Here is an 18,978-nt window from a genome sequence, read left to right as displayed (position 1 = left end):
CAAGATGGCGTGGGTACGTCTGACACTTCGAAGACCTGCCCCTCGGACTACCACCGCCAATCGCCCTCTCGCCCGTAGTCGTTGAAATCGTCGGACCAATCGCTAGGCCCAACCTCGCCGGGCCCTAGTTGGTAAGAATCAGGCTCCTGAGCGCGCGTAGCTTGAGGGATCGAACCGGAGGGATCAGACATGTTAGACGTCCAAATCCACTCGAACCGGGGCGATTCCTTCAATTCGCTAACTTCGAGAGGGATCGGACGGGCTTTCGTCTCTATCTCCGACCACTCACACTCGCCGGAGCGAACCCGGGCTGCGAACGCTTTTAATTCCGCGGAGGCATACTCCGCTTCGGCCAGATTGGACATGAACTCAGCGGTTACTTCAGTTACTTCGTCTAGTAGCGCCTGAACATCTAGATTTTCTAAACGTATTCGAGCGGTCCGCAAGTCATCGGCTGAACGCATCAATTCGCTTACGAGACTTTCGACTACAGGGTCGATGTTCGGCTCGCGCATGTTGTTCCAGCGGGTCATGCGTTGCTCCAGGGGGCATGCCCGGTGCCAACCTCAAAGGCGGCGTCGGGGCTGTTTAGTGTGTCGTTGACCTGGGAAATCCGGGCGAGATCTTGTGCAATTGCAGCTTTGCGTGTTACGTCGTTAACTCGATTCGTAATCGGCGCGACGGTTTCCGCGAGCTTCTGCTCTGCGTTCTGCTTCAACTTCCCAACCGGATCATTGAGGTATTCCAGCAATTTCTTAACTTTATCCACGAGCTCCCGAATTTTGCCCACAAGCCCAATCGCATCCGCGATGATGTTAGCGAACTTGTATCCAAGCTCGATGATCTCGCCAATCTGTCCAACAACAGGGATCTTCCTCGCGATCGTCTGGAAAATTCCCTTAATACTAGTGAAATTGATCCGAGATTTCAGCACGTCCCAAATCTTTGTGAGGATTGCCTTAACCGCAGCGCGAATCTCATCTGCGATGACAGCGAATGCGTCGCTCACAATCCGTCCGACGGGCCCTTCCCATTTCATGGCCGCTACGGCCCGGTTAGCCCATGTCGTGAATGCTTGCGCCGCAAGCCCGTCCCAACTGGCGTCCACTCTTCGAAGTCCGGCTTCGAGATTGTCGCCGCAAGCCTCCATCCCGTTTCCCGCAGCCTTGTGGCACTCGCCGATACGCCTGATCTCATTCCAATTTCCTGGAATGGGTTTCAAGCACTCGCCCAATAGATCGCGCTCCTGACCGGCCGTCCGAGTAATGCTCTTAATGCTCTCGTTGACGTCGCCGAGAACCGGTGCAACTTCAGCGATTAACCCGGCGGTGTCTTCCTTATTAGCCTGTGGCTCGTCGAGCTTGAATTCCTTGGCTTTGTTGTATTTAACGGCTGAGTCGTAGAAGCTTGTGACCCCCTGTGTTTCTACATCGGGTGACTTAACTGTGTCCAACCCCATTGTGTGACTGTTCAGCGCGGCGTAATTCTGTTGGTCCTTGTCGTGGTACATCCACGCGGCTTTGTTGAGCTCAGTGCCAGTTCCCTGAGTGGTGTTGGATAGGTACGACATTCGAGTTTTCGTTGCTGCGGCAACACCACTGAACGGTTCGAGAAGGTCGTCAATTATAGGCCCAGATAGCCATTCGGCCGGCTTCCCATGCTCACCGATGAAGAAAGCGGCACTGTTGATGTCCGTGCCGATTTCAGATACTAGGTTTCCGAGGCCAGCAATCTCGCCCGGAACGGCGCGAAGAGCTTCTGTCACGTTGGGTTCCCCTATTTCATAAATGAAATTCTTCGATTGTGTGCCGCAATCGGAAGGCAAGGAATTGGCGGCCGGTAACTCCAAAGCTGGCCGCCCCAAAATGCCTGCGACAGCATCTTGATCCCGCCCTGCGTCGTATTGCTGACCACGACGTCCGCACCCTACCAACACACGCGCATGGGTGACCAGCGCTGGGGGCTCGGCCGACCCGTCGCACGGAGGTTCGGCCGGATGTCGTACTGGCGGCCCCTGCGGCGCACGAGCGTTGACGCGAAGTGACGAACGGTCTGGTGACCGCGGTCTCCGCGAAGGCTTGGACCCATCAGTCCCATAGCTGACCGGCATTGTTGCAAGTCAACGGGATTCGGGTGTAGCCTCGCGCACAAGAACGGCCTCCGGGGTGTTGGAAGCACCGCCGAAGGCCTGGGTACGAGACAGACTCAACCTGTTCGCACCGTAGGGGTCACCCTACTGCCAACACCTCGGCCGGTTCAAAGGTCGGGCGCACGTGTCGCTATGCCGGGACGACTTCCGCTCCCTCGGCGACCCTCTCTTCGCGGGTGAGTTCTGCTTCCGCTCCCAGGCCATGTGGTCGTCTGGGTGGTCATTTGGCGAGCTACACCCGGGGCAAACAACCCATTAACCAGCCGTGCCCGGAGATCCATCGTCGTAGGAACGGGACTACGCACCGTGGCGGTTCGGTTGTGCACACCTTCGTCGCGGTTCATCTTGGTTTGCCACGCGCTGATTCGGGCGCGGGGCTAGCTGTGGTGGCCGAGTCGCGTCTCGGGGCGAAAGTGCGGGGAGCCGGGCAGGGATGGTTACGACACCGGCACCCTTGGGTGCTCCTTTGGGTTGGGACAGCTGCCGCAGGCATCCGCTTGTTCGTTAGCTCGGCGTTGATCGGGGTGGTGGGGTTCGATAGCGTGGGCGGCGAAGTTGGAGAGGGAGGGGTCGCTGTGCGGTATGTGGTGGTGGGGGTTGTGCTGGTTGGGGTCGCTGTCGTCGGCTGTTCTGCGGGCGACGATCAGGGCGAAGGGGTGCCTAGTTCGACTATTGCCGCGCAGGTGCCCGCTGGGTTCGATCCGTGTAAGGACATTCCGAAGTCGGTGCTTGATTCGGAGGGACTGCGCGTCCCTCCTCTGGGGAACAATGCCGATTTCGACGGCGGTGGCGGTATCAAGTGGCGTGGGTGCAGTTGGGTCGTTCCCGACGGGTACGCGGTGGGGATCACTACGACGAACCTCACGCTGGATCGCATTCGGGCCAACACGGAGCTCGCGATCCGTCACGACTACAGCATCGCGGGGCGGCCGACGTTAGCCACTAGCCGTGCAGATGAGACCGATCCTCGGTCGGTATGCAGGCTGAACGTGGCGATGAACAACGGGAGTCTTGAGTTCTCGCTCGACAACCCTGCCTCGCGTAGATTGACCGGAACGAAGGACACGTGCGAACTCGCTCGGGGGCTCGCGGAGAAGGTTGTCGCGTTAGTGCCGGCGGGCGCGTGACCAGGAAAACAGCGACAAGGGGTGGGCATAATGGGTAACGAGCATCCGCTACAGGACTTGATCACCGAAGCGGGGGAAGGCCGTTTGACGGTCAGTTTCGGTGACTCCAGCAGTAACCGGGTCCGTGTTGACGCGGAAGAGTTCGTCGCGATCGAACGCGAATGCGAGGCCTTCAAAACACTCATCGCGGAGCTCCAGCGCGTCGCCATCGACATCTCTGAGCGCGAAGTCTGGGGACTTGGCGAAGCGATCAACGAGCTCGTGTCCGCTCGGACCCTGGTCAGCCGGTTTCGTGAGAAGGGCAAGGGCTCGACCAACAGCGTCCACGCAATCCTCGACGAGCACTACAAGATCGTCGACGACCTGCAAATCCTGCATCGCGCGATCGCGCAGAAATACATGCAGACCGATGCCGAGTTCTCCGCGCAATACAGCGAATTGATGGCCGCCGCACCGCAACCCGGCATGCCAGGCGCCGGTTCGACCCCCGAACAGCGAGTGTGACCACAGTGGCCAATGAAGCGGCGCGGATCGCGAATCCCGAAGCAACGCAAGGGTTTACGCACACGCAGATCAATAAAGCTTTCAATCCGTTGCAGCCCAACGACAATGCGCTGGCGGCTGCCAATCAATACAGTCTGATCGCGCAGAAATGGCGTCACGGCGTCGCGACTTTTGCCGCGCGCATGCGGCGAGCGAGCTCTGCTGCGTGGGAAGGTGCCGCCGCCGAGAAGTCGCGCCAGGCGGTCGGTAACTATGCGACCCGCGCCGACGAGCTCACCCCCGCACTCGACGCGCTCGCCAATCGCGTGCACGAGACAGTCAGCGCGATCACTCTCACCCAGCACAACCTGCCCGACGTGATCAAGGAGTTCAGCTGGACTTCGGCATCGACCTGGTTCGGTCGACTCGATGACGAGCGTGACGAGAACGAGGAACGCGCGCGTCAGGTGATGGCGAACAACTACGTGGCGCCATTCGGCAACGCCGACAAGGTGATCCCGGTGCTGCCAGCGCCGGTGAGCCCCACCAACCCGCTCTACAGCTCAGTCGACGCCGGTGGTGGTGGTAGCGATTCCGGGGCTGGGTCGAAAGATCAGTCGGCCAAGCCGGGCGACACGCCATCCGATCCTGGAACGCAGCAAACGCCCGACGAAACGTCGAATGTGTTGTCCAACAACAAGACTGGTGACGAGTCGGGCGAAGACGACGACACCACGTCCGACGACGACAAGACGTCGCCGAGCAGCACGAACCCGGAAACGCCGTCAACGGCGCCGTCCGGCACGACGCCTTCGACGCCGAATGGACTGCCGAATGGACTTAGCCCGGGCGGCGGTAGCCCCGGTGGCGGAAGCCCAGGCGGAGCCAGCCCGGGCGGCGGGTCGCCCGCGCCGGGAACCTCGCAGGTGGGTCCAAGAGCGCCCGGTGCTGCGACGGTGAACCGTACTGTCGGAGCGGGGAATTCGACCACTGGCCGCGCCGGTATGCCGGGCATGGGTATGCCGGGCGCTGGGCGTGGGCGGGGCGACGATGACGAGTCGACGCACAAGATCCCCGACTATCTCATCACCGCAGAGAACACCGAGGAGTTGCTCGGCCCCATGCCGCGCGTGATCGCGGGCGTGATCGGCGCGCAGGACCCGATCGAGGAACAGAGCTGACCCGTGAACCAGTGGGTATGGGACACAGACGATTTCGCCGCGCTCTGGTACACCGATGGCATCGACCGTTTTCCTCGGCCGCTGCACTACCGGAGCCGATACCAGTCCCAGGACGATATCGACGCGCATCGCGAACGTTTCATCGGCGGGCTCGCGGCGACGGTCGGCGACGACGAACGCGAGCGGATCGCGCTCGCGATCGACATTGTGCGAAATGGTGAGTTGCGAATCGAGATTCGCGGTGGCTCCACCGCGACCCAACAGGGCAGGCTGCGGGAGTACCGCGTGCTCGGGGTGCGGGCTGGGCAGCGGGCGGTGATTCTCGCCCAATCCATCGTCGATGAGGTTGATGGGGCGGTTCATGTGCGACTGATCAACTCGGACAGTCTGGCTCGACGGTTGGCTGAGCATGTTCCCGCGTGCGCGGCGGGGTCACGGGAACCAATCGCCGTCGAGACCGCCGACCTTCGCTCGCCAGTCGTGCAGTTGTCCTACGTAGGACGCAGTCCCGTCGAACAGTTCCGGGCGCTCACGGCTCAACCTGTCGAGGGCAGTGGTGACGCGCGACTGTTCGCCGGTCACATACTCGACCGTGCGAACGGCTGGTACCGGACACAGTGGGTAGACGTTGCGGGGGATGGGCGGTACCTCTCACGCGACACCGGCACTCGCATCGAGGTTCGTCCGGCCGACAGTGCCACGCTAACAACGGGTTTCACCGGTTGGATCGACCGCGCGCACCATCGACTTCGTGACGAGGAAGCGGTGCGGTGGTGATGCCGCGCGGTGCGCGGCTCTGGTTGTCGGTGTCCGAAGGTGCCCAACACGGCCTGTTCATCGAGGACCGTCCACGGTTCGTGTCGGAGGTGTCCACCTTCATCGACGGGGTGACGAAGTAGGTCAAGGGGGCCAGTGCCGCGTGATCTGACCGTGATTGGAGCGGAGCTCCGGTGACAATACGGGTTCCGATCTTCTAGCAATCTTCACAATATTTCGCCAAATTCGCCTCTATCGTGATGAGACGAGCGTTTACTCGAAACACACAACTGGCGAATCGGAGAGTGCGTATGCGGCATCGGGTCACGCGATGCGCGGGGTTGCTCGCGGTTGTGATCGCGAGCGTCGCCGTGGTTGTTCCTGGTGCGAACGCGGCATCAAGCGAGATCGTTGACCAGCAGGAAATGCCTGATCGCAGCGTGGAACTCGGGGTCTACTCGGCCGCGATGGACACGGTGAACCGGGTTCGCGTGCTCCGCGCTGCCGATCCGAAAAAGCCAGCGCCCACGCTGTATCTGCTCAACGGCGTCTCCGGCGGGTCCGACGGCAACTGGCTCGATAAAACCGATGCCGCCGACTTTTTCCGCGACAAACAGGTCAATGTGGTCATGCCGATCGGCGGCGCCGGAAGTTATTTCGCCGATTGGCGTGCTGACGACCCAATTTTAGGCAAACAGCGCTGGTCAACGTTTCTTACCAAAGAATTGCCAACGCTCATTGACCATGAATTTCGCGGTACGGGAAAGAACGCGATAGCCGGGATTTCGATGGCTGGCACGTCGGTTTTCCAACTCGCGTTGCGCGCGCCGGGGCTGTACCGGGCGATCGGTTCCTACAGCGGCTGCGTTCGGACCAGCGACCCGAACGGCAAGATGATCGTGAACGCGGTTGTCAGCTCGCGCATGGGCAACGCGGCGAACATGTGGGGCCCGCCGAGCGACCCGGCGTGGATCGCCAACGACCCCTATGTCAACGCCGAACAATTGCGTGGCACCGCGATCTACCTATCGTCGGGCACCGGCGTTCCCGGCCCGCACGACAACCCGCTCACCCAACCCGACCCGCTCGGCTTCACCTACCAGCTGCTGCTTGGGGTTTCGCTGGAAGCCGTCACTAACTTGTGCACCCAGCAGTTACTCGGTCGGCTTAGCCAGCTGCACATCCCAGCCACCGCCGAGTTACGTCCAAATGGAACTCATTCCTGGGCGTACTGGCAAGACGATCTGCACCGCTCATGGCCGCTTTTCGCCGACGCTTTCGGCACGTTTTGACAACGCGACCACGCACGCGTTCTACCGCAAACTCCGCCCAAAGGCCCGTGTGAGCACGGTCACCCGAGGGGCGAGGGATGCGGAACTCTACGGCCCGACGTGCACACTGGAACAGTGAGCTTGCGTAGCGCCGAACTGTTGCCCCACCGCGTCGCGGTGCTATCGGTGCATACCTCGCCGCTGGCGCAGCCCGGCACCGGCGACGCGGGCGGAATGAACGTTTACGTACTCCAAAGCGCCATCGAGCTGGCGAAACGTGGTACCGAGGTGGAGATTTTCACGCGGGCGACGTCGTCGGAGCTGCCGCCGGTCGCCGAAGCCGCGCCGGGCGTGCTCGTGCGCCACGTGCCAGCTGGGCCATTCGAGGGGCTCGACAAGCACGACCTGCCGACGCAACTGTGTCCGTTTACCGCTGAGGTGATGCGGCAGGAAGCGCGGCACCTTCCTGGCTACTACGACCTCGTTCATTCGCACTACTGGCTTTCCGGTCAGGTCGGCTGGCTGACCCGCGACCGGTGGCGCGTGCCGCTCGTCTTCACCCCGCACACGCTCGCCGCGGTGAAAAACGCCGCGCTCGCCAGCGGTGACGCGCCGGAACCGGAGTCGCGGGTTGTTGGGGAGACGCAGGTGATCGCGGAAGCGGACCGGCTCGTCGCTAACACCGCTGAGGAAGCGCGGCAGCTCGTTGAGCTCTACAGCGCGTCGCCGAACCGCATCGACGTTGTTCCGCCCGGCGCTGACCTGTCGCGGTACCGGCCGGGCAACAAGCACGCGGCGCGAAAAGAGCTCGGCCTGCGACTCGACGAGCAGATCGTCGCGTTCGTCGGTCGCATTCAGCCGTTGAAAGCGCCCGACGTGCTGGTCCGCGCCGCCGCTGAATTACTACACCGCGACCCGAGTCGACCGCTGCGCGTCCTGATCGTCGGTGGCCCATCCGGCAGCGGCCTCGCCCGCCCAGACGCCCTGATCGACCTCGCCGCCGACCTCGGCATCGCCGACCGCGTCACGTTCCTACCGCCGCAGCCGACCGACGAACTGGTTCGCATCTATCAGGCCGCCGACGTTGTCGCTGTCCCGTCGTACAACGAGTCGTTCGGGCTGGTCGCGATCGAAGCGCAAGCCAGCGGCACGCCGGTGATCGCCGCCGACGTCGGCGGGCTGTCAACGGCGGTGCGCGACGGCAAGTCCGGGCTGCTCGTCGCTGGACATCGCACGCCTGACTGGGCCGACGCCCTCGCCCGACTGCTCGACACCCCCGGCCTGCTCACTGAGTTAGGCGAAGGCGCGCTGCGGCACGCGAGCGACTTTTCCTGGGCGCACACCGCCGACGGCCTCCTCGACAGTTACGCTGCGGCGATGGCCGGATTCCGCGCCGAACGCGGCCGGATCGCTCTACTCGCAGGCGAGAAGAGCCAAGCACGATCGCAGGCGCTGTGGCGGCGCAGGACGGGAGCACGCAGGTGAGCGCAGTAACGCAGGTGATCGACGAAACGCTGCGTGATCGCGAGATCGAATACACCCGCCCCGCCGACGACACGTTCATCGTCGTTTTGCCTGGCGAACGCAAGCTCAAGACCACCGTGATGCTGACCGTTGGCAAGCACGGCATGCGGATTGAATCGTTTGTGTGCCGCAAGCCGGATGAGAATTTCGAAGGTGTCTACAAGTATCTGCTGCGGCGCAACCGTCGCCTGTACGGCGTCGCTTACACCCTCGATAATGTCGGCGACATTTACCTGGTCGGCCGGTTTTCGGCGGAATCGGTAACCGCCGACGAACTCGACCGCGTTTTCGGGCAGATTCTTGAAGCGGTCGACATGGATTTCAATGTGCTGCTCGAACTTGGTTTCGCCGAGTCCATTCGCAAAGAATGGAAGTGGCGGGTTTCGCGCGGTGAGTCGCTGAAGAATCTGCGCGCGTTCGAGCACCTGATCGACGACAGCGAAAAGGGCTAGCACCCGCAGGTACTAGCCCCTCTAACCGCGGTTTAGCAGTTGGTCGGCACCGGGTCGCCACGGAAGCGACCTTCAACGTAATTCCACGCGTCGACGAAGCCCGCCGCCGCCGCGGTCATATGCTCGGCGATTTCCACGGTCGCCATTTGCACCGGCGCCCCCGCCGCGCAATACCGTTGCACCACTTCGGCAACCGGCCCATACGGCGTCAGGGTGTCGTATTTGCCCTGCCAAATGTAGGTCGGCGCGGTCGGTACGCGATTGTCGCGGACGAGGCTGTTTTCACGAAGCACGCCGCGCGCCACCTGGCTGGTCAACAGTTCCTTTGACGCGGCCATCTGGTCGGCATTGCGGAAAACACCGTGGAAAAGCAAGAAGCGACGGCACGCGTCCTTGGTGAATTCGCGGAACCAGAGCCCGTTTTCATTCAGCTGATCCGAGACAGGCAAGCGCTCGGGGTATTCGCGTTCCATGCCCATTGCGGCAGCGAAGGCGAGACCGAAACCGGGGTGCGGCGCGAAACCCAGTGCGTCAGCCATCAATTCGAGATCGGCGGGAATGCCACCGGAAACAACGGCGGCCAGCTTCAAATCCGGCGCGTAAGTGGGGGCGAGCGCACCGGCCCACGCCGTCGCCATACCGCCGCCGGAGTAACCGGCCAGCGCGACTGGCGAAGAACCAACGCCAATCTCGGCGACGCGCTGAACAGCCTTCACGCTGTCGAGCACGACCATGCCGCTCATCTTCGCAGCGCCATAAGCGACGTTCGGGCCGAGGTAGTCGGGCAGCGAAACAGCCCAGCCGCGACCGATCGGCAGCATCGCCCCGGGCGCGTCCTGAAGTTCGCCATTAAACAGCGACTTAGACGGATTGCACTGAGTACCAATCGAATTGATCAGTGCCTGATACGAGACGAGCGGCGGATTCTTTACCCCGTTGGGCAGCAGCACCGTGGTGACGCCCATGATCGCGTTGCCCACCGAGTTGGTCGAACGGAACGCGACCTGCCAGCCGGTCGTACCGGGGTACATCAGCGTGTCGATGCGCCGAGCGCGGACTACGTCGCCGGGTGCGAGCGTCCCGATGGTTTCGGGTGCCGCGAAAAATGGGTCTGGATCTGGGGTCGGGTACAGCGGGCTTGCCGACGCGGGCGCGGCAAGCATCCCAACACTCAGACACGCTGAACTCAACAGCGCAATGACGAACTTTCGCACCGATTCCTCATCAGGTTGTACTACATGGGCTCCCGACCCGGTAGAAGTATCCGTTGACCGATAAATGAAAGCGATAGTGACTCAACACAAGTCCCGTCGCGGTGAGGGAGGGCAGCGATGGTTGTTCTTGCGCTTGACGTTGGCGCGACGAAGTTCGCCGCCGGGATCGTTGGTGCTGACTACCAGCTCAGCGGTGTGCGCCGGGCCGCTTCGCAGGTTGCCGATCCGTGGGCGGTGTGCCGTGACTTGCTACTAACCGTCGCCGGTGGGGCGTCGGTCACAGCTGTCCGGCATCGGCGCTGCCGGCCCGGTCGACGTGCCCGCGGGCGTGATCGCGCCGCTGAATCTGACCGCGTGGCGCGACGGGTTCGCCATCGTCGCCGCGGTACGCGAGTTGTTTCCTGGCGCGGAGGTCGCGTGTGCGATTGACGGGGCATGTCTCGCGCTTGCTGAGTATCGGTTGGGTGGGCTCAAGGGGACGGACAACGGTCTCGCGATGACGGTGTCGACGGGCATTGGCGGTGGCCTTGTTCTTGATGGTCGAGTTGTCATGGGGCGCACGGGAAACGCGGGCCATGTCGGACACATCGTTGTCGCGGGGGACGAAACACCGTGCGCGTGCGGTGGATTCGGGTGTGTTGAAGCGATCGCGTCGGGGCCGGCCGCTGTGCGCTGGGCGCGTGAGCGCGGATGGTCGGGTGCGGACGGGGTTGAGTTGGCGCGTTCGGCCGACCCCATCGCGGTAAAAGCGCTGAATCGCGCGGGGAGTGCTCTCGGACAGTCGATTTCGTCGGCGGTCGCGCTCTTGGACGTGGACCGCGTCGTGATCAGCGGCGGCTTCGCGCACTCCGGACCCGCCCTCTGGGAGCCGCTACGAGAAGCAGTGCGCCGACACGCGCGACTGTCGTTCATTCAAGACACGCGCGTTCAACTTTCGACCCTGTCCGACGGCGCAACGCTCGTTGGCGCAGGGGTATTGGCAATGAACGCAACAGATTCCAATTTTAAACCTCTGACCTGCGAAGTTGGCGAAGAAGACTGATCAGGCGGCTTGCCCCACGTTTGCTCGTCGCGGCGTAGCGTCGTTGAGGTGACTGCCGACTACACGCCGGGCGACGTCGTCCACATTCCGGAGGGTCCATTTCAAGGCATGTGCGCGGTTGTGCGCGCGGTCGATGTTGATACCGCGCGATTACAAGTCCACGCGGTCGGGCGTGGCGGCGGAGCCGAATTGAGCCTTCGGTTCGACGAGGTGGAGTGGGCCTGACGCCAACGCGTCATGCCAGAATGGGCCAATGACATACACCCTCGTGCTGCTGCGCCACGGCGAGAGCGAATGGAATGCCCTCAACCTGTTTACCGGTTGGGTGGATGTCCACCTGACCGACAAGGGCGTCGCCGAGGGCAAACGGGCTGGCGAGTTGCTCAAGGAAGCCGACTTGCTGCCCGACATCGTCTTCACCTCGCTGCTGCGTCGCGCGATCATGACCGCCGACAACGCGCTCAACGCCGCTGACCGCCTGTGGATCCCGGTCATCCGCGACTGGCGCCTCAACGAGCGTCACTACGGCGACCTGCAGGGCAAGAACAAAGAGCAGGTTCGCGAGCAGTACGGCCAGGAGAAGTTCATGGAGTGGCGTCGCAGCTACGACGTGCCGCCGCCGCCGATCTCGCCCGACAACCCCTACAGCCAGGCACACGACCTGCGCTACGCGGGCATCAAGGTCCCCAAGACCGAATGCCTCAAGGACGTTGTCGAGCGCATGGTTCCGTACTGGGACGAGACCATTTCCCAGGAACTGCTCACCGGCAAGATCGTGCTCGTCGCCGCCCACGGCAACTCGCTGCGCGCACTTGTCAAGCACCTCGACAACATCCCCGATGATGAGATCTCGAAGCTCAACATCCCCACGGGCATCCCGCTCGTCTACGAACTCGACGAGAACATGCGCCCGGTGAAGCCCGCCCGCTACCTCGACCCAGAGGCCGCCGCCGCCGGTGCGGCCGCTGTCGCGAACCAGGGCGGAAAGTAAGTAGTCACGGCTAGCTGAACGCGCCGGGTCATTGCGACCCGGCGCGTTTTCGCATGTTAACCGTCGCGAATCGCCCGTTTTGCAGGGTTCGCCACGCCGGGTGCCCGCTGGGTAAACGGCGTGCGAACACCGCACCAAGTGCCCGTGACCTGCGCGAAACTTCGCGTACCCGGCAACGCTTCGGCGTTATGCCCTCGTACGATCAAGGGTGTGAGTGTTCCGCAGGCAGTGCTGTTGGCAGTCCTCGCGGCTGTCGTTGGACTGGCGGTCGGCGGGCTGCTTATCCCGTTCGTCAACGCCCGGCACGCCGCGCGCGGCCAGGAAGACACCGGGCTCACGATGTCGCAGGTGCTCGACCTGATCGTGCTCGCTTCCGAAAGCGGCATTGCCGTTGTCGATGAATACCGCGACGTCGTGCTGGTCAACCCCCGCGCCGAAGAACTCGGCCTCGTCCGCGATCGGCTTCTCGACGAACGCGCGTGGGCCGCCGTCGAGAAAGTGCTCGCCACCGGCGATTCAACCGAATTCGACCTCACCTCGAAAAACCCATCGCCAGGCCGCGGCCGCATCGCCGTGCGCGGGGTCGCGCGTCGACTTTCGCGCGAGGAAACCAACTTCGTTGTGCTCTTCGCCGACGACGATTCCGAGCAGGCGCGCATGGAAGCAACGCGCCGCGATTTCGTCGCCAACGTGAGCCACGAACTCAAGACCCCGGTCGGCGCTATGAGTTTGCTGGCCGAGGCGATGCTTGAATCCGCCGACGACCCCGACGCGGTCCGCCACTTCGGCACGCGCGTGCTCGGCGAATCGCGACGCCTCGGCAAAATGGTCACCGAACTGATCGCATTGTCGCGGTTGCAGGGTGCCGAAAAACTGCCCGATCTTGCCGTAGTCGACGTCGACAATGTCGTGCAGCAGGCGGTCGACCGCTCGCGCACGGCAGCGGAAGCGTCGGGGATCACGGTGAGCACAGACCGGCCAAGCGGACTCGAAGTGCTTGGCGACGAAACGTTGCTGGTGACCGCGCTGTCGAACCTCGTCGAAAACGCCATCGCGTACTCGCCGCAGGGTTCGCATGTGTCGGTGAGTCGGTCACTGCGCGGCGATCATGTCGCGATGGCCGTCACCGATCGCGGCATCGGCATCGCGAAAGAAGACCAGGAGCGGGTGTTCGAACGGTTCTTCCGCTCGGACAAGGCACGTTCACGTTCAACCGGGGGAACCGGGCTCGGGTTGGCTATCGTCAAGCACGTGGCCGCCAACCACAACGGGGAAATCACCCTGTGGAGCAAATTGGGCACCGGTTCAACGTTCACGCTGCGCATCCCAGCCCATCTGGAAACCGATGGCGACGAGGATGTCGAGCAGACGCCCGAACCCGCTCAGCGAGAAACTATCGCCCAGCGCGCTATCGCTGGTCGAACAAACGGTGTGGAGGCACGCAGATGACCAGTGTGTTGATCGTCGAAGACGAGGAGTCGCTGGCTGACCCGCTGGCGTTCCTGCTTCGCAAAGAAGGCTTCGACGTCACTGTCGTTGGCGACGGCCCGTCCGCGCTCGCCGAGTTCGACCGGTCCGGCGCCGACATCGTCCTGCTCGACCTCATGCTCCCGGGCATGAGCGGCACCGACGTGTGCAAGCAGTTGCGCACCCGCAGCGGCGTTCCGGTCATCATGGTGACCGCTCGCGACAGCGAGATCGACAAGGTCGTCGGGCTGGAACTGGGTGCCGACGATTATGTGACCAAGCCGTATTCGGCACGTGAACTGATCGCCCGCATCCGCGCGGTTTTGCGTCGCGGCGCTGGCGACGAACTCGACTCGGGCAGCGAAAACAATGTGCTCGAAGCCGGTCCGGTACGCATGGATGTGGACCGCCACACCGTGCACGTGAATGGTTCGCAGGTCACCTTGCCGCTCAAGGAGTTCGACCTTCTTGAGTACCTGCTGCGTAATTCTGGCCGCGTGTTGACGCGTGGGCAGCTCATTGACCGCGTGTGGGGCGCTGATTACGTCGGCGACACCAAGACGCTCGACGTGCATGTGAAGCGGCTGCGCAGCAAGATCGAAGGCGACCCGGCTAAGCCGGAACACCTGGTGACCGTGCGCGGGCTGGGATACAAGCTCGAAGCGTGAGTTTTTTCGGCCGCCCCTCATCGTGAGGGGCGGCCAAAAGCTTTTTCAGACCGTCTTTTTAGACGCTGCTCCACGCGGTGCCGAGCGGAGTTTCCACCTTGTGCAGCGTGAACCAGCCGTACGCGTCTTCCTGCATGCAGTCGTAGATCGGCACGTCAGCGCCGTTGCCGCGGCACGCGATCGTGGTCGACGTGCCCTGCGGGCTCACGATCAGGAACTTGCCGTCCTTGCCCGCGGTGAGGGCTTCGGGGGTGTTGTAGTTGATGAAGAAGCTGGTTGCGTCGAAGTACTTGGTGGGGTCACCGTTGGGTTCAGCGTGGGCGAAACCGGCGAAGGACATGCTGGCGCCCACCGCGACTGCGGCGATGGCGAAGGCTTTCTTGGACATGGTCGTTCATCCAACCCGAGCCGGGTGGCCGTCGCATGTCGGGCAAGTGAACCGAGTTATAGCTCACGTTCGTTAGCGCGCGTGGTCGCCGGATGAATGGCGATCAGGCCGAGACCCTCACGTCGCTTGCAATGCCGCGCGAGTTCGTCGTAGGCGGGTGCGCCGAGCAATTCGCGAAGTTCTGGCGCATACGACTGATAAACGGGCTTGGTGCCGACGTGAGCGTCGGGGGAGCCGGTGCAGTACCAGTCCAGGTCAAGGCCACCCGCGCCCCAACCGCGTCGGTCGTATTCTGTAACGACCGTTTTTAAAATCTGTTCGCCATCGGGTCGATCGACCCACTCCTGGGTGCGCCGAATCGGCAGCTGCCAACACACGTCCGGCTTCACTTCAAGCGGTTCGATGCCCTCGCGCACGGCCATGATGTGCAGCGAGCAACCGGCACCACCTTCGAAGCCAGGACGGTTGAGGAAGATGCACGCGCCCTCATAGCGACGGGTGCGCAGCGCGGGTTCGTCCTCAAGGTCGTCGACTTCGAGGTAACCCTTCTTGACGACCTTGCCCTTGACCGTCGCCTTGTCCATGAACTGCCAATCGGCGGGCGTGAGCTTCTTGACCGCCGACGCGAGCCGCTTTTTGTCGTCGGAATCGGCGAGAAACGCGCCATGCGAACAGCAGCCGTCGTCCGGGCGGTCGCCGATGATGCCCTGGCAGGCGGGGGTGCCGAAGACACACGTCCAGCGCGAAAGTAGCCACGTGAGGTCGGCGACGATCTGGTGCTCGTCGTTTGCTGGATCGGTAAATTCGATCCATTCGCGTGGAAAATCTAGCTCGACCTCGGGAGCTGGAGCGATCTTATTCGCAGGTCGAGGGTCAGTATTGGCGGTGCGGGCTGCGCCATCGGTCACGAGATGTGACGCTAACAGTTCAGTCGCCTGGCCCGCACTCGGCCAGCACCAAGTACCGTATTCATGTGCGGCTTGGTGTTCTCGATGTCGGAAGCAATACCGTCCACCTGCTCGTGGTGGACGCGCATCGTGGTGGACACCCGATGCCGATGAGTTCGACAAAGGCCACTCTGCGCCTGTCGGAAAACATGGATGCTCAGGGCGCGATCACGCCTGCGGGGGAGGAGCGGCTGATCGTCACGATCAGCGAATTCGCCGACCTCGCGCGCAAATCCCAGTGTGTTGAACTCATGCCGTTCGCCACATCGGCGTTGCGGGAAGCAACCAATTCCGAAGAGGTGTTGGCGCGCGTTCGAGCGACAACGGGCGTCGACCTGCGGGTGCTTTCCGGTGTCGACGAGGCGCGGTTGACGTTCCTCGCGGTCCGTCGGTGGTTCGGGTGGAGTGCGGGTCGGATCGTCGACCTCGACATCGGCGGTGGTTCGCTTGAGATGTCGAGTGGCGGCGACGAAGAACCCGACGTCGCGCTGTCATTGCAACTCGGCGCTGGCCGACTAACTCGCGAGTGGCTAGCCGACGACCCGCCGGGCAAGCGCAAGATCGCGGTCCTACGCGACTGGCTCGACGCCGAACTGGTCGTCCCCGCGAAAATGATCAACGACGCTGGCAAACCCGACCTCGCCGTTGGCACATCGAAAACATTCCGTTCGCTCGCGCGCCTCACCGGCGCGGCGCCGTCGGCCGCAGGGCCGCGCGTGCGTCGCACGTTGACGGCAAGCGGCTTACGTCAGCTCATCGCGTTCATCTCGCGCATGACCGCCGCCGACCGCGCCGAACTCGAAGGTGTGAGTTCGGACCGATCGCAGCAGTTAGTCGCGGGCGCGCTTGTCGCGGAAGCTAGCATGCGGGCGCTGTCGCTCGATTCGCTGGAAATCTGCCCGTGGGCGCTGCGGGAAGGCTTGATTTTGCGCAAACTCGATTCAGAACCGAACGGCTCGACGACAACGGTCACCACCGTCGCGGATGTGGAGTCGGCATGAGTTCGGACGATTCCAAACAACTTTCGGTCGCTGAGCTATTAGCACGCAACGCCGCCCAGGGCGCTAGTTCCGGGGGTGGCGGTCGCCGTCGCAAGGGTCGCGGCAGCGTTTCGGTCAACGAACTCGCTGGCGATACCGCGGCGCCGACGAGTGGGCGACGCTCGCGTTCGTCGTCGGCTGATTACGCGCCCGCGTACGAGCCGCCGAGCGGTGCTGCCGCGCCCTACCCGCCCGCCGGGCCGCCTGAGCCCACGTACTCGCCGCCGTCGATTCCGATGCCGCTGCCGTCCTACGACCAGGGCGCGTACCCGCCCGTCGACCCGCGTGACCCGCTTGGGCTCAGTACGCCCGCGTCGGATCCGCGCGATCCGTTGGGGTTGAGCGCGCAGTCTTCGGGCGGTGTTAGTGCGTACGACTCGGGTTCGGCCGGTCCGTTCGGGGGTGCCGCTGCCGGTTCGTCGGCTGGTGTTGGGCCCAGTTCATACGCGTCGGGCGCTTCCGGTTCGTCGGGTTCGGCTGATCCGTTTGGGCCGTATCGAGCCGAGGCTCGGTCGACCTCGCCCGCCCCTTCGCGGCCGACGCAACCCGGTCGACTTGGGGTCGCTGGGGCGTCGAATGCGCAGGCTGTCGATCCGGCGATCGCTGAGATGTTCGGGTCCGGTGCGCTTCCCGCTGTTGGCGGCGGTCGACGTCGACGTGCGGACGACGACGAGTTCGACGCGCCAACACCGTTCGAGCCCGGTCCCGCTGCGCCGTTCGGTGGCGCCGCTCCCCGCGCAACACCGCCCGTCAGCGAGCCGGGTTCCGCCGCGCCGTTCGGTGGGGCCACACCTCGCGCAACGCCGCCCGTCAGCGGCGGTCGCGCGGCGCGTCGTCGTGCTGCGGAAGCGGCGGAGGAGGCGGCAGCGCCCGTCTCGTCAACCCCGCTTGACTACCAGTCGCCGTTCCTGGCCCCCGACAACGACCCGCCGCTCGGCCTGCCCGGCAGCGGTTTCGCGGGCGTTGATGCGGTGTTTCGCGGCGAGGGGTTCACCCCGCCCGCGTCGCGGTTCCCGACGGATTCGGCGGCGAACTCGGGCTTCGGCCGCTCGGCGACCTTCCCCGTCGATCAGGGCGGTCGGGATGCGGCGCGCTCGTCGGCCTTCCCGGTCGACCAGGGCATTCGCGACGCCGACTTCGGCGGGCGATCGGCAGCGTTCCCGATCGGCCGCAACGCGGCAACCCCATCGACCGATTCGCGCACGGGCTTCGACCAACGCGGCGACTTCAACGGCTCGGGCCTCGGTTTCGACCAATCGCACGGGAATTTCCCCGCCGACCCGGCAGCACCCGGCGGCCCGGACTTCAGCCAACGCGGCCCGGGCTTTGACAACCGCGCAACCGCGTTCCCCGCCGACAACCGCGAATCGCAAGCGCGCGGTGCCATCAACGCGGCCTTCGGCCCGTACGCACCCGAACACGACGCGACGCAGGTCATCTCGCCAGCGCAGGACGCGAACCGACCAGCTCTCGACCGACGTCGCGACGCGGGCAAAACGAGCAAGCTGCCTTCATGGTCGGCGCGCCGCAACCGCTCGAACGCGAAGGCGGAGCAGGCGCCAGCGTGGGCGCCGGACAGTCAAGAGCAGCCGCTGATCGCGGGTCAGTCGGTGGCAGGCGACCTCCTTCGCCGCCAATCGGGCCACGACGTCGACGACCGCACCGAGGTGTACCAACTCGACGGTCGCGCCGCTGACGATTACGAGGCCGACGACTACGCGAGCGGCGAATACGCCGCCGACGACTACGCGGACTCCGATTACGACGACCGCGACTACGCCGACAACGACTACACCGACGACCACGGCGACGACGATTACGACGACGACTACGAGGCTGAGTCGAAGCCGACGCGTGCGGGCCGACGTGCTGCGACGAAGGCCGCTGCGAGCCGCATGGCCCGCAAGGCCAAGTCGCGCGCGACGAAATCCCGTGCGGCAAGCCGGGTTTCGAGTAGTCGCGCTGCTGGTCGCGTCTCCCGACTGGCGGCGACGGCGTCCGACGACGACAATCGTCGCGAGTGGATGATGCTTGGCGCCCAAGCTCTTGGCGCGGGCATTGCTGGCATGCTGCTATTCAAGGGTTTCGAAACCCTGTGGGAGTCAATGGCTTTGGTCGCATTGGCGTTGGCTGCGGTCGTGATCCTCGGGTTGGTCGCGCTGGTGCGGGTTTTGCGACGCACCGACGACATCTTCAGCACCGTGATCGCGGTTGTTGTTGGCGTCTTCGTGACGCTGGGGCCGCTGGCCTTCCTTCTCAGTACCAGTTGATTGGGGAG

At 63.7% G+C, this 18,978-nt stretch carries 19 protein-coding genes; 15 read left to right on the top strand and 4 right to left on the bottom strand.

From position 1 onward, the window contains the following. Nucleotides 1-529: 529 nt before the first annotated feature. Nucleotides 530-1,765 carry a hypothetical protein gene (locus IEX78_RS11520; RefSeq protein ID WP_188828887.1) on the bottom strand — a complete coding sequence of 412 codons (1,236 nt, stop codon included), beginning with the start codon at nucleotides 1,763-1,765 and terminating at the stop codon, nucleotides 530-532. A gap of 959 nt (nucleotides 1,766-2,724) precedes the next feature. On the opposite strand from IEX78_RS11520, the gene IEX78_RS11515 reads away from it, so the two are divergent. The 8 genes from IEX78_RS11515 (at nucleotide 2,725) to IEX78_RS11485 (ending at nucleotide 8,943) form a co-directional block, all read left to right on the top strand. Beyond that, entirely contained in the window at nucleotides 2,725-3,276 is a 552-nt protein-coding gene (locus IEX78_RS11515; RefSeq protein ID WP_229683886.1) for a DUF3558 domain-containing protein, read from the top strand. 57 nt (nucleotides 3,277-3,333) lie between these two features. Beyond that, complete coding sequence (locus IEX78_RS11510) at nucleotides 3,334-3,780, top strand: hypothetical protein (RefSeq protein ID WP_229683885.1); 447 nt, start codon at nucleotides 3,334-3,336, stop codon at nucleotides 3,778-3,780. Between the two features lie 5 nt (nucleotides 3,781-3,785). After that, nucleotides 3,786-4,940: a hypothetical protein gene (locus IEX78_RS11505; protein ID WP_188828885.1), complete on the top strand. Its 1,155-nt coding sequence runs from the start codon at nucleotides 3,786-3,788 to the stop codon at nucleotides 4,938-4,940. A gap of 3 nt (nucleotides 4,941-4,943) precedes the next feature. After that, entirely contained in the window at nucleotides 4,944-5,717 is a 774-nt protein-coding gene (locus IEX78_RS11500) for an ESX secretion-associated protein EspG (protein WP_188828884.1), read from the top strand. After that, complete coding sequence (locus IEX78_RS24525; RefSeq protein ID WP_268240892.1) at nucleotides 5,711-5,839, top strand: hypothetical protein; 129 nt, start codon at nucleotides 5,711-5,713, stop codon at nucleotides 5,837-5,839. Before IEX78_RS11500 ends, IEX78_RS24525 begins: the two co-directional genes overlap by 7 nt. Nucleotides 5,840-6,007: 168 nt before the next feature. After that, a complete protein-coding gene (locus IEX78_RS11495) occupies nucleotides 6,008-6,988 on the top strand; it encodes an alpha/beta hydrolase (RefSeq protein WP_188828883.1) in 981 nt (326 codons plus the stop codon). A 120-nt stretch (nucleotides 6,989-7,108) separates the two neighbouring features. Continuing rightward, nucleotides 7,109-8,452, top strand: a complete 1,344-nt coding sequence (gene mshA / locus IEX78_RS11490; protein ID WP_373291596.1) for a D-inositol-3-phosphate glycosyltransferase — start codon at nucleotides 7,109-7,111, stop codon at nucleotides 8,450-8,452. Beyond that, entirely contained in the window at nucleotides 8,449-8,943 is a 495-nt protein-coding gene (locus IEX78_RS11485; RefSeq protein WP_188828881.1) for a type III secretion system chaperone family protein, read from the top strand. The genes mshA and IEX78_RS11485 overlap by 4 nt, the downstream gene beginning before the upstream one ends. A 32-nt stretch (nucleotides 8,944-8,975) precedes the next feature. On the opposite strand, the gene IEX78_RS11480 is transcribed toward IEX78_RS11485, so the two are convergent. Beyond that, a complete protein-coding gene (locus tag IEX78_RS11480) occupies nucleotides 8,976-10,106 on the bottom strand; it encodes a lipase family protein (protein WP_188829533.1) in 1,131 nt (376 codons plus the stop codon). Between the two features lie 316 nt (nucleotides 10,107-10,422). Here IEX78_RS11480 and IEX78_RS11475 point away from each other — a divergent pair, with 316 nt between their 5' ends. The 5 genes from IEX78_RS11475 (at nucleotide 10,423) to IEX78_RS11455 (ending at nucleotide 14,325) form a co-directional block, all read left to right on the top strand. Continuing rightward, complete coding sequence (locus IEX78_RS11475; RefSeq protein ID WP_373291564.1) at nucleotides 10,423-11,199, top strand: ROK family protein; 777 nt, start codon at nucleotides 10,423-10,425, stop codon at nucleotides 11,197-11,199. Between the two features lie 48 nt (nucleotides 11,200-11,247). Next, nucleotides 11,248-11,424, top strand: a complete 177-nt coding sequence (locus IEX78_RS11470; RefSeq protein WP_188828880.1) for a hypothetical protein — start codon at nucleotides 11,248-11,250, stop codon at nucleotides 11,422-11,424. Nucleotides 11,425-11,452: 28 nt separating this feature from the next. Further along, nucleotides 11,453-12,190: a phosphoglyceromutase gene (locus IEX78_RS11465; RefSeq protein WP_188828879.1), complete on the top strand. Its 738-nt coding sequence runs from the start codon at nucleotides 11,453-11,455 to the stop codon at nucleotides 12,188-12,190. Nucleotides 12,191-12,400: 210 nt separating this feature from the next. Continuing rightward, nucleotides 12,401-13,639 (top strand): sensor histidine kinase, encoded by a 1,239-nt coding sequence (locus tag IEX78_RS11460; RefSeq protein ID WP_188828878.1) that lies wholly within the window; start codon nucleotides 12,401-12,403, stop codon nucleotides 13,637-13,639. Beyond that, the gene (locus IEX78_RS11455) at nucleotides 13,636-14,325 is read left to right on the top strand and encodes a response regulator (protein WP_188828877.1); all 690 of its coding nucleotides are present in this window, start codon (nucleotides 13,636-13,638) and stop codon (nucleotides 14,323-14,325) included. Before IEX78_RS11460 ends, IEX78_RS11455 begins: the two co-directional genes overlap by 4 nt. A 58-nt stretch (nucleotides 14,326-14,383) precedes the next feature. Here IEX78_RS11455 and IEX78_RS11450 read toward each other — a convergent pair whose 3' ends face one another. Together IEX78_RS11450 and IEX78_RS11445 are read right to left on the bottom strand one after the other, a co-directional pair. Continuing rightward, complete coding sequence (locus IEX78_RS11450) at nucleotides 14,384-14,713, bottom strand: hypothetical protein (RefSeq protein ID WP_188828876.1); 330 nt, start codon at nucleotides 14,711-14,713, stop codon at nucleotides 14,384-14,386. A 56-nt stretch (nucleotides 14,714-14,769) separates the two neighbouring features. Then, complete coding sequence (locus tag IEX78_RS11445) at nucleotides 14,770-15,621, bottom strand: DUF3109 family protein (protein WP_229683884.1); 852 nt, start codon at nucleotides 15,619-15,621, stop codon at nucleotides 14,770-14,772. A gap of 65 nt (nucleotides 15,622-15,686) precedes the next feature. Here IEX78_RS11445 and IEX78_RS11440 point away from each other — a divergent pair, with 65 nt between their 5' ends. Both IEX78_RS11440 and IEX78_RS11435 read left to right on the top strand, forming a co-directional pair. Next, on the top strand, nucleotides 15,687-16,661 hold the full coding sequence (locus tag IEX78_RS11440) for a Ppx/GppA family phosphatase (protein WP_188828875.1): 975 nt from the start codon (nucleotides 15,687-15,689) through the stop codon (nucleotides 16,659-16,661). Next, nucleotides 16,658-18,970 carry an Rv0497 family membrane protein gene (locus IEX78_RS11435; RefSeq protein WP_188828874.1) on the top strand — a complete coding sequence of 771 codons (2,313 nt, stop codon included), beginning with the start codon at nucleotides 16,658-16,660 and terminating at the stop codon, nucleotides 18,968-18,970. Before IEX78_RS11440 ends, IEX78_RS11435 begins: the two co-directional genes overlap by 4 nt. Nucleotides 18,971-18,978: the final 8 nt, after the last annotated feature.

Origin of the sequence: Nocardia camponoti (assembly GCF_014646135.1) — a bacterium.
GTDB classification, from domain to species: Bacteria; Actinomycetota; Actinomycetes; order Mycobacteriales; family Mycobacteriaceae; genus Nocardia; species Nocardia camponoti.
The sequence above is the reverse complement of the archived record's forward strand: the minus strand, read 5'-3'. Positions and strand labels throughout refer to the sequence as shown.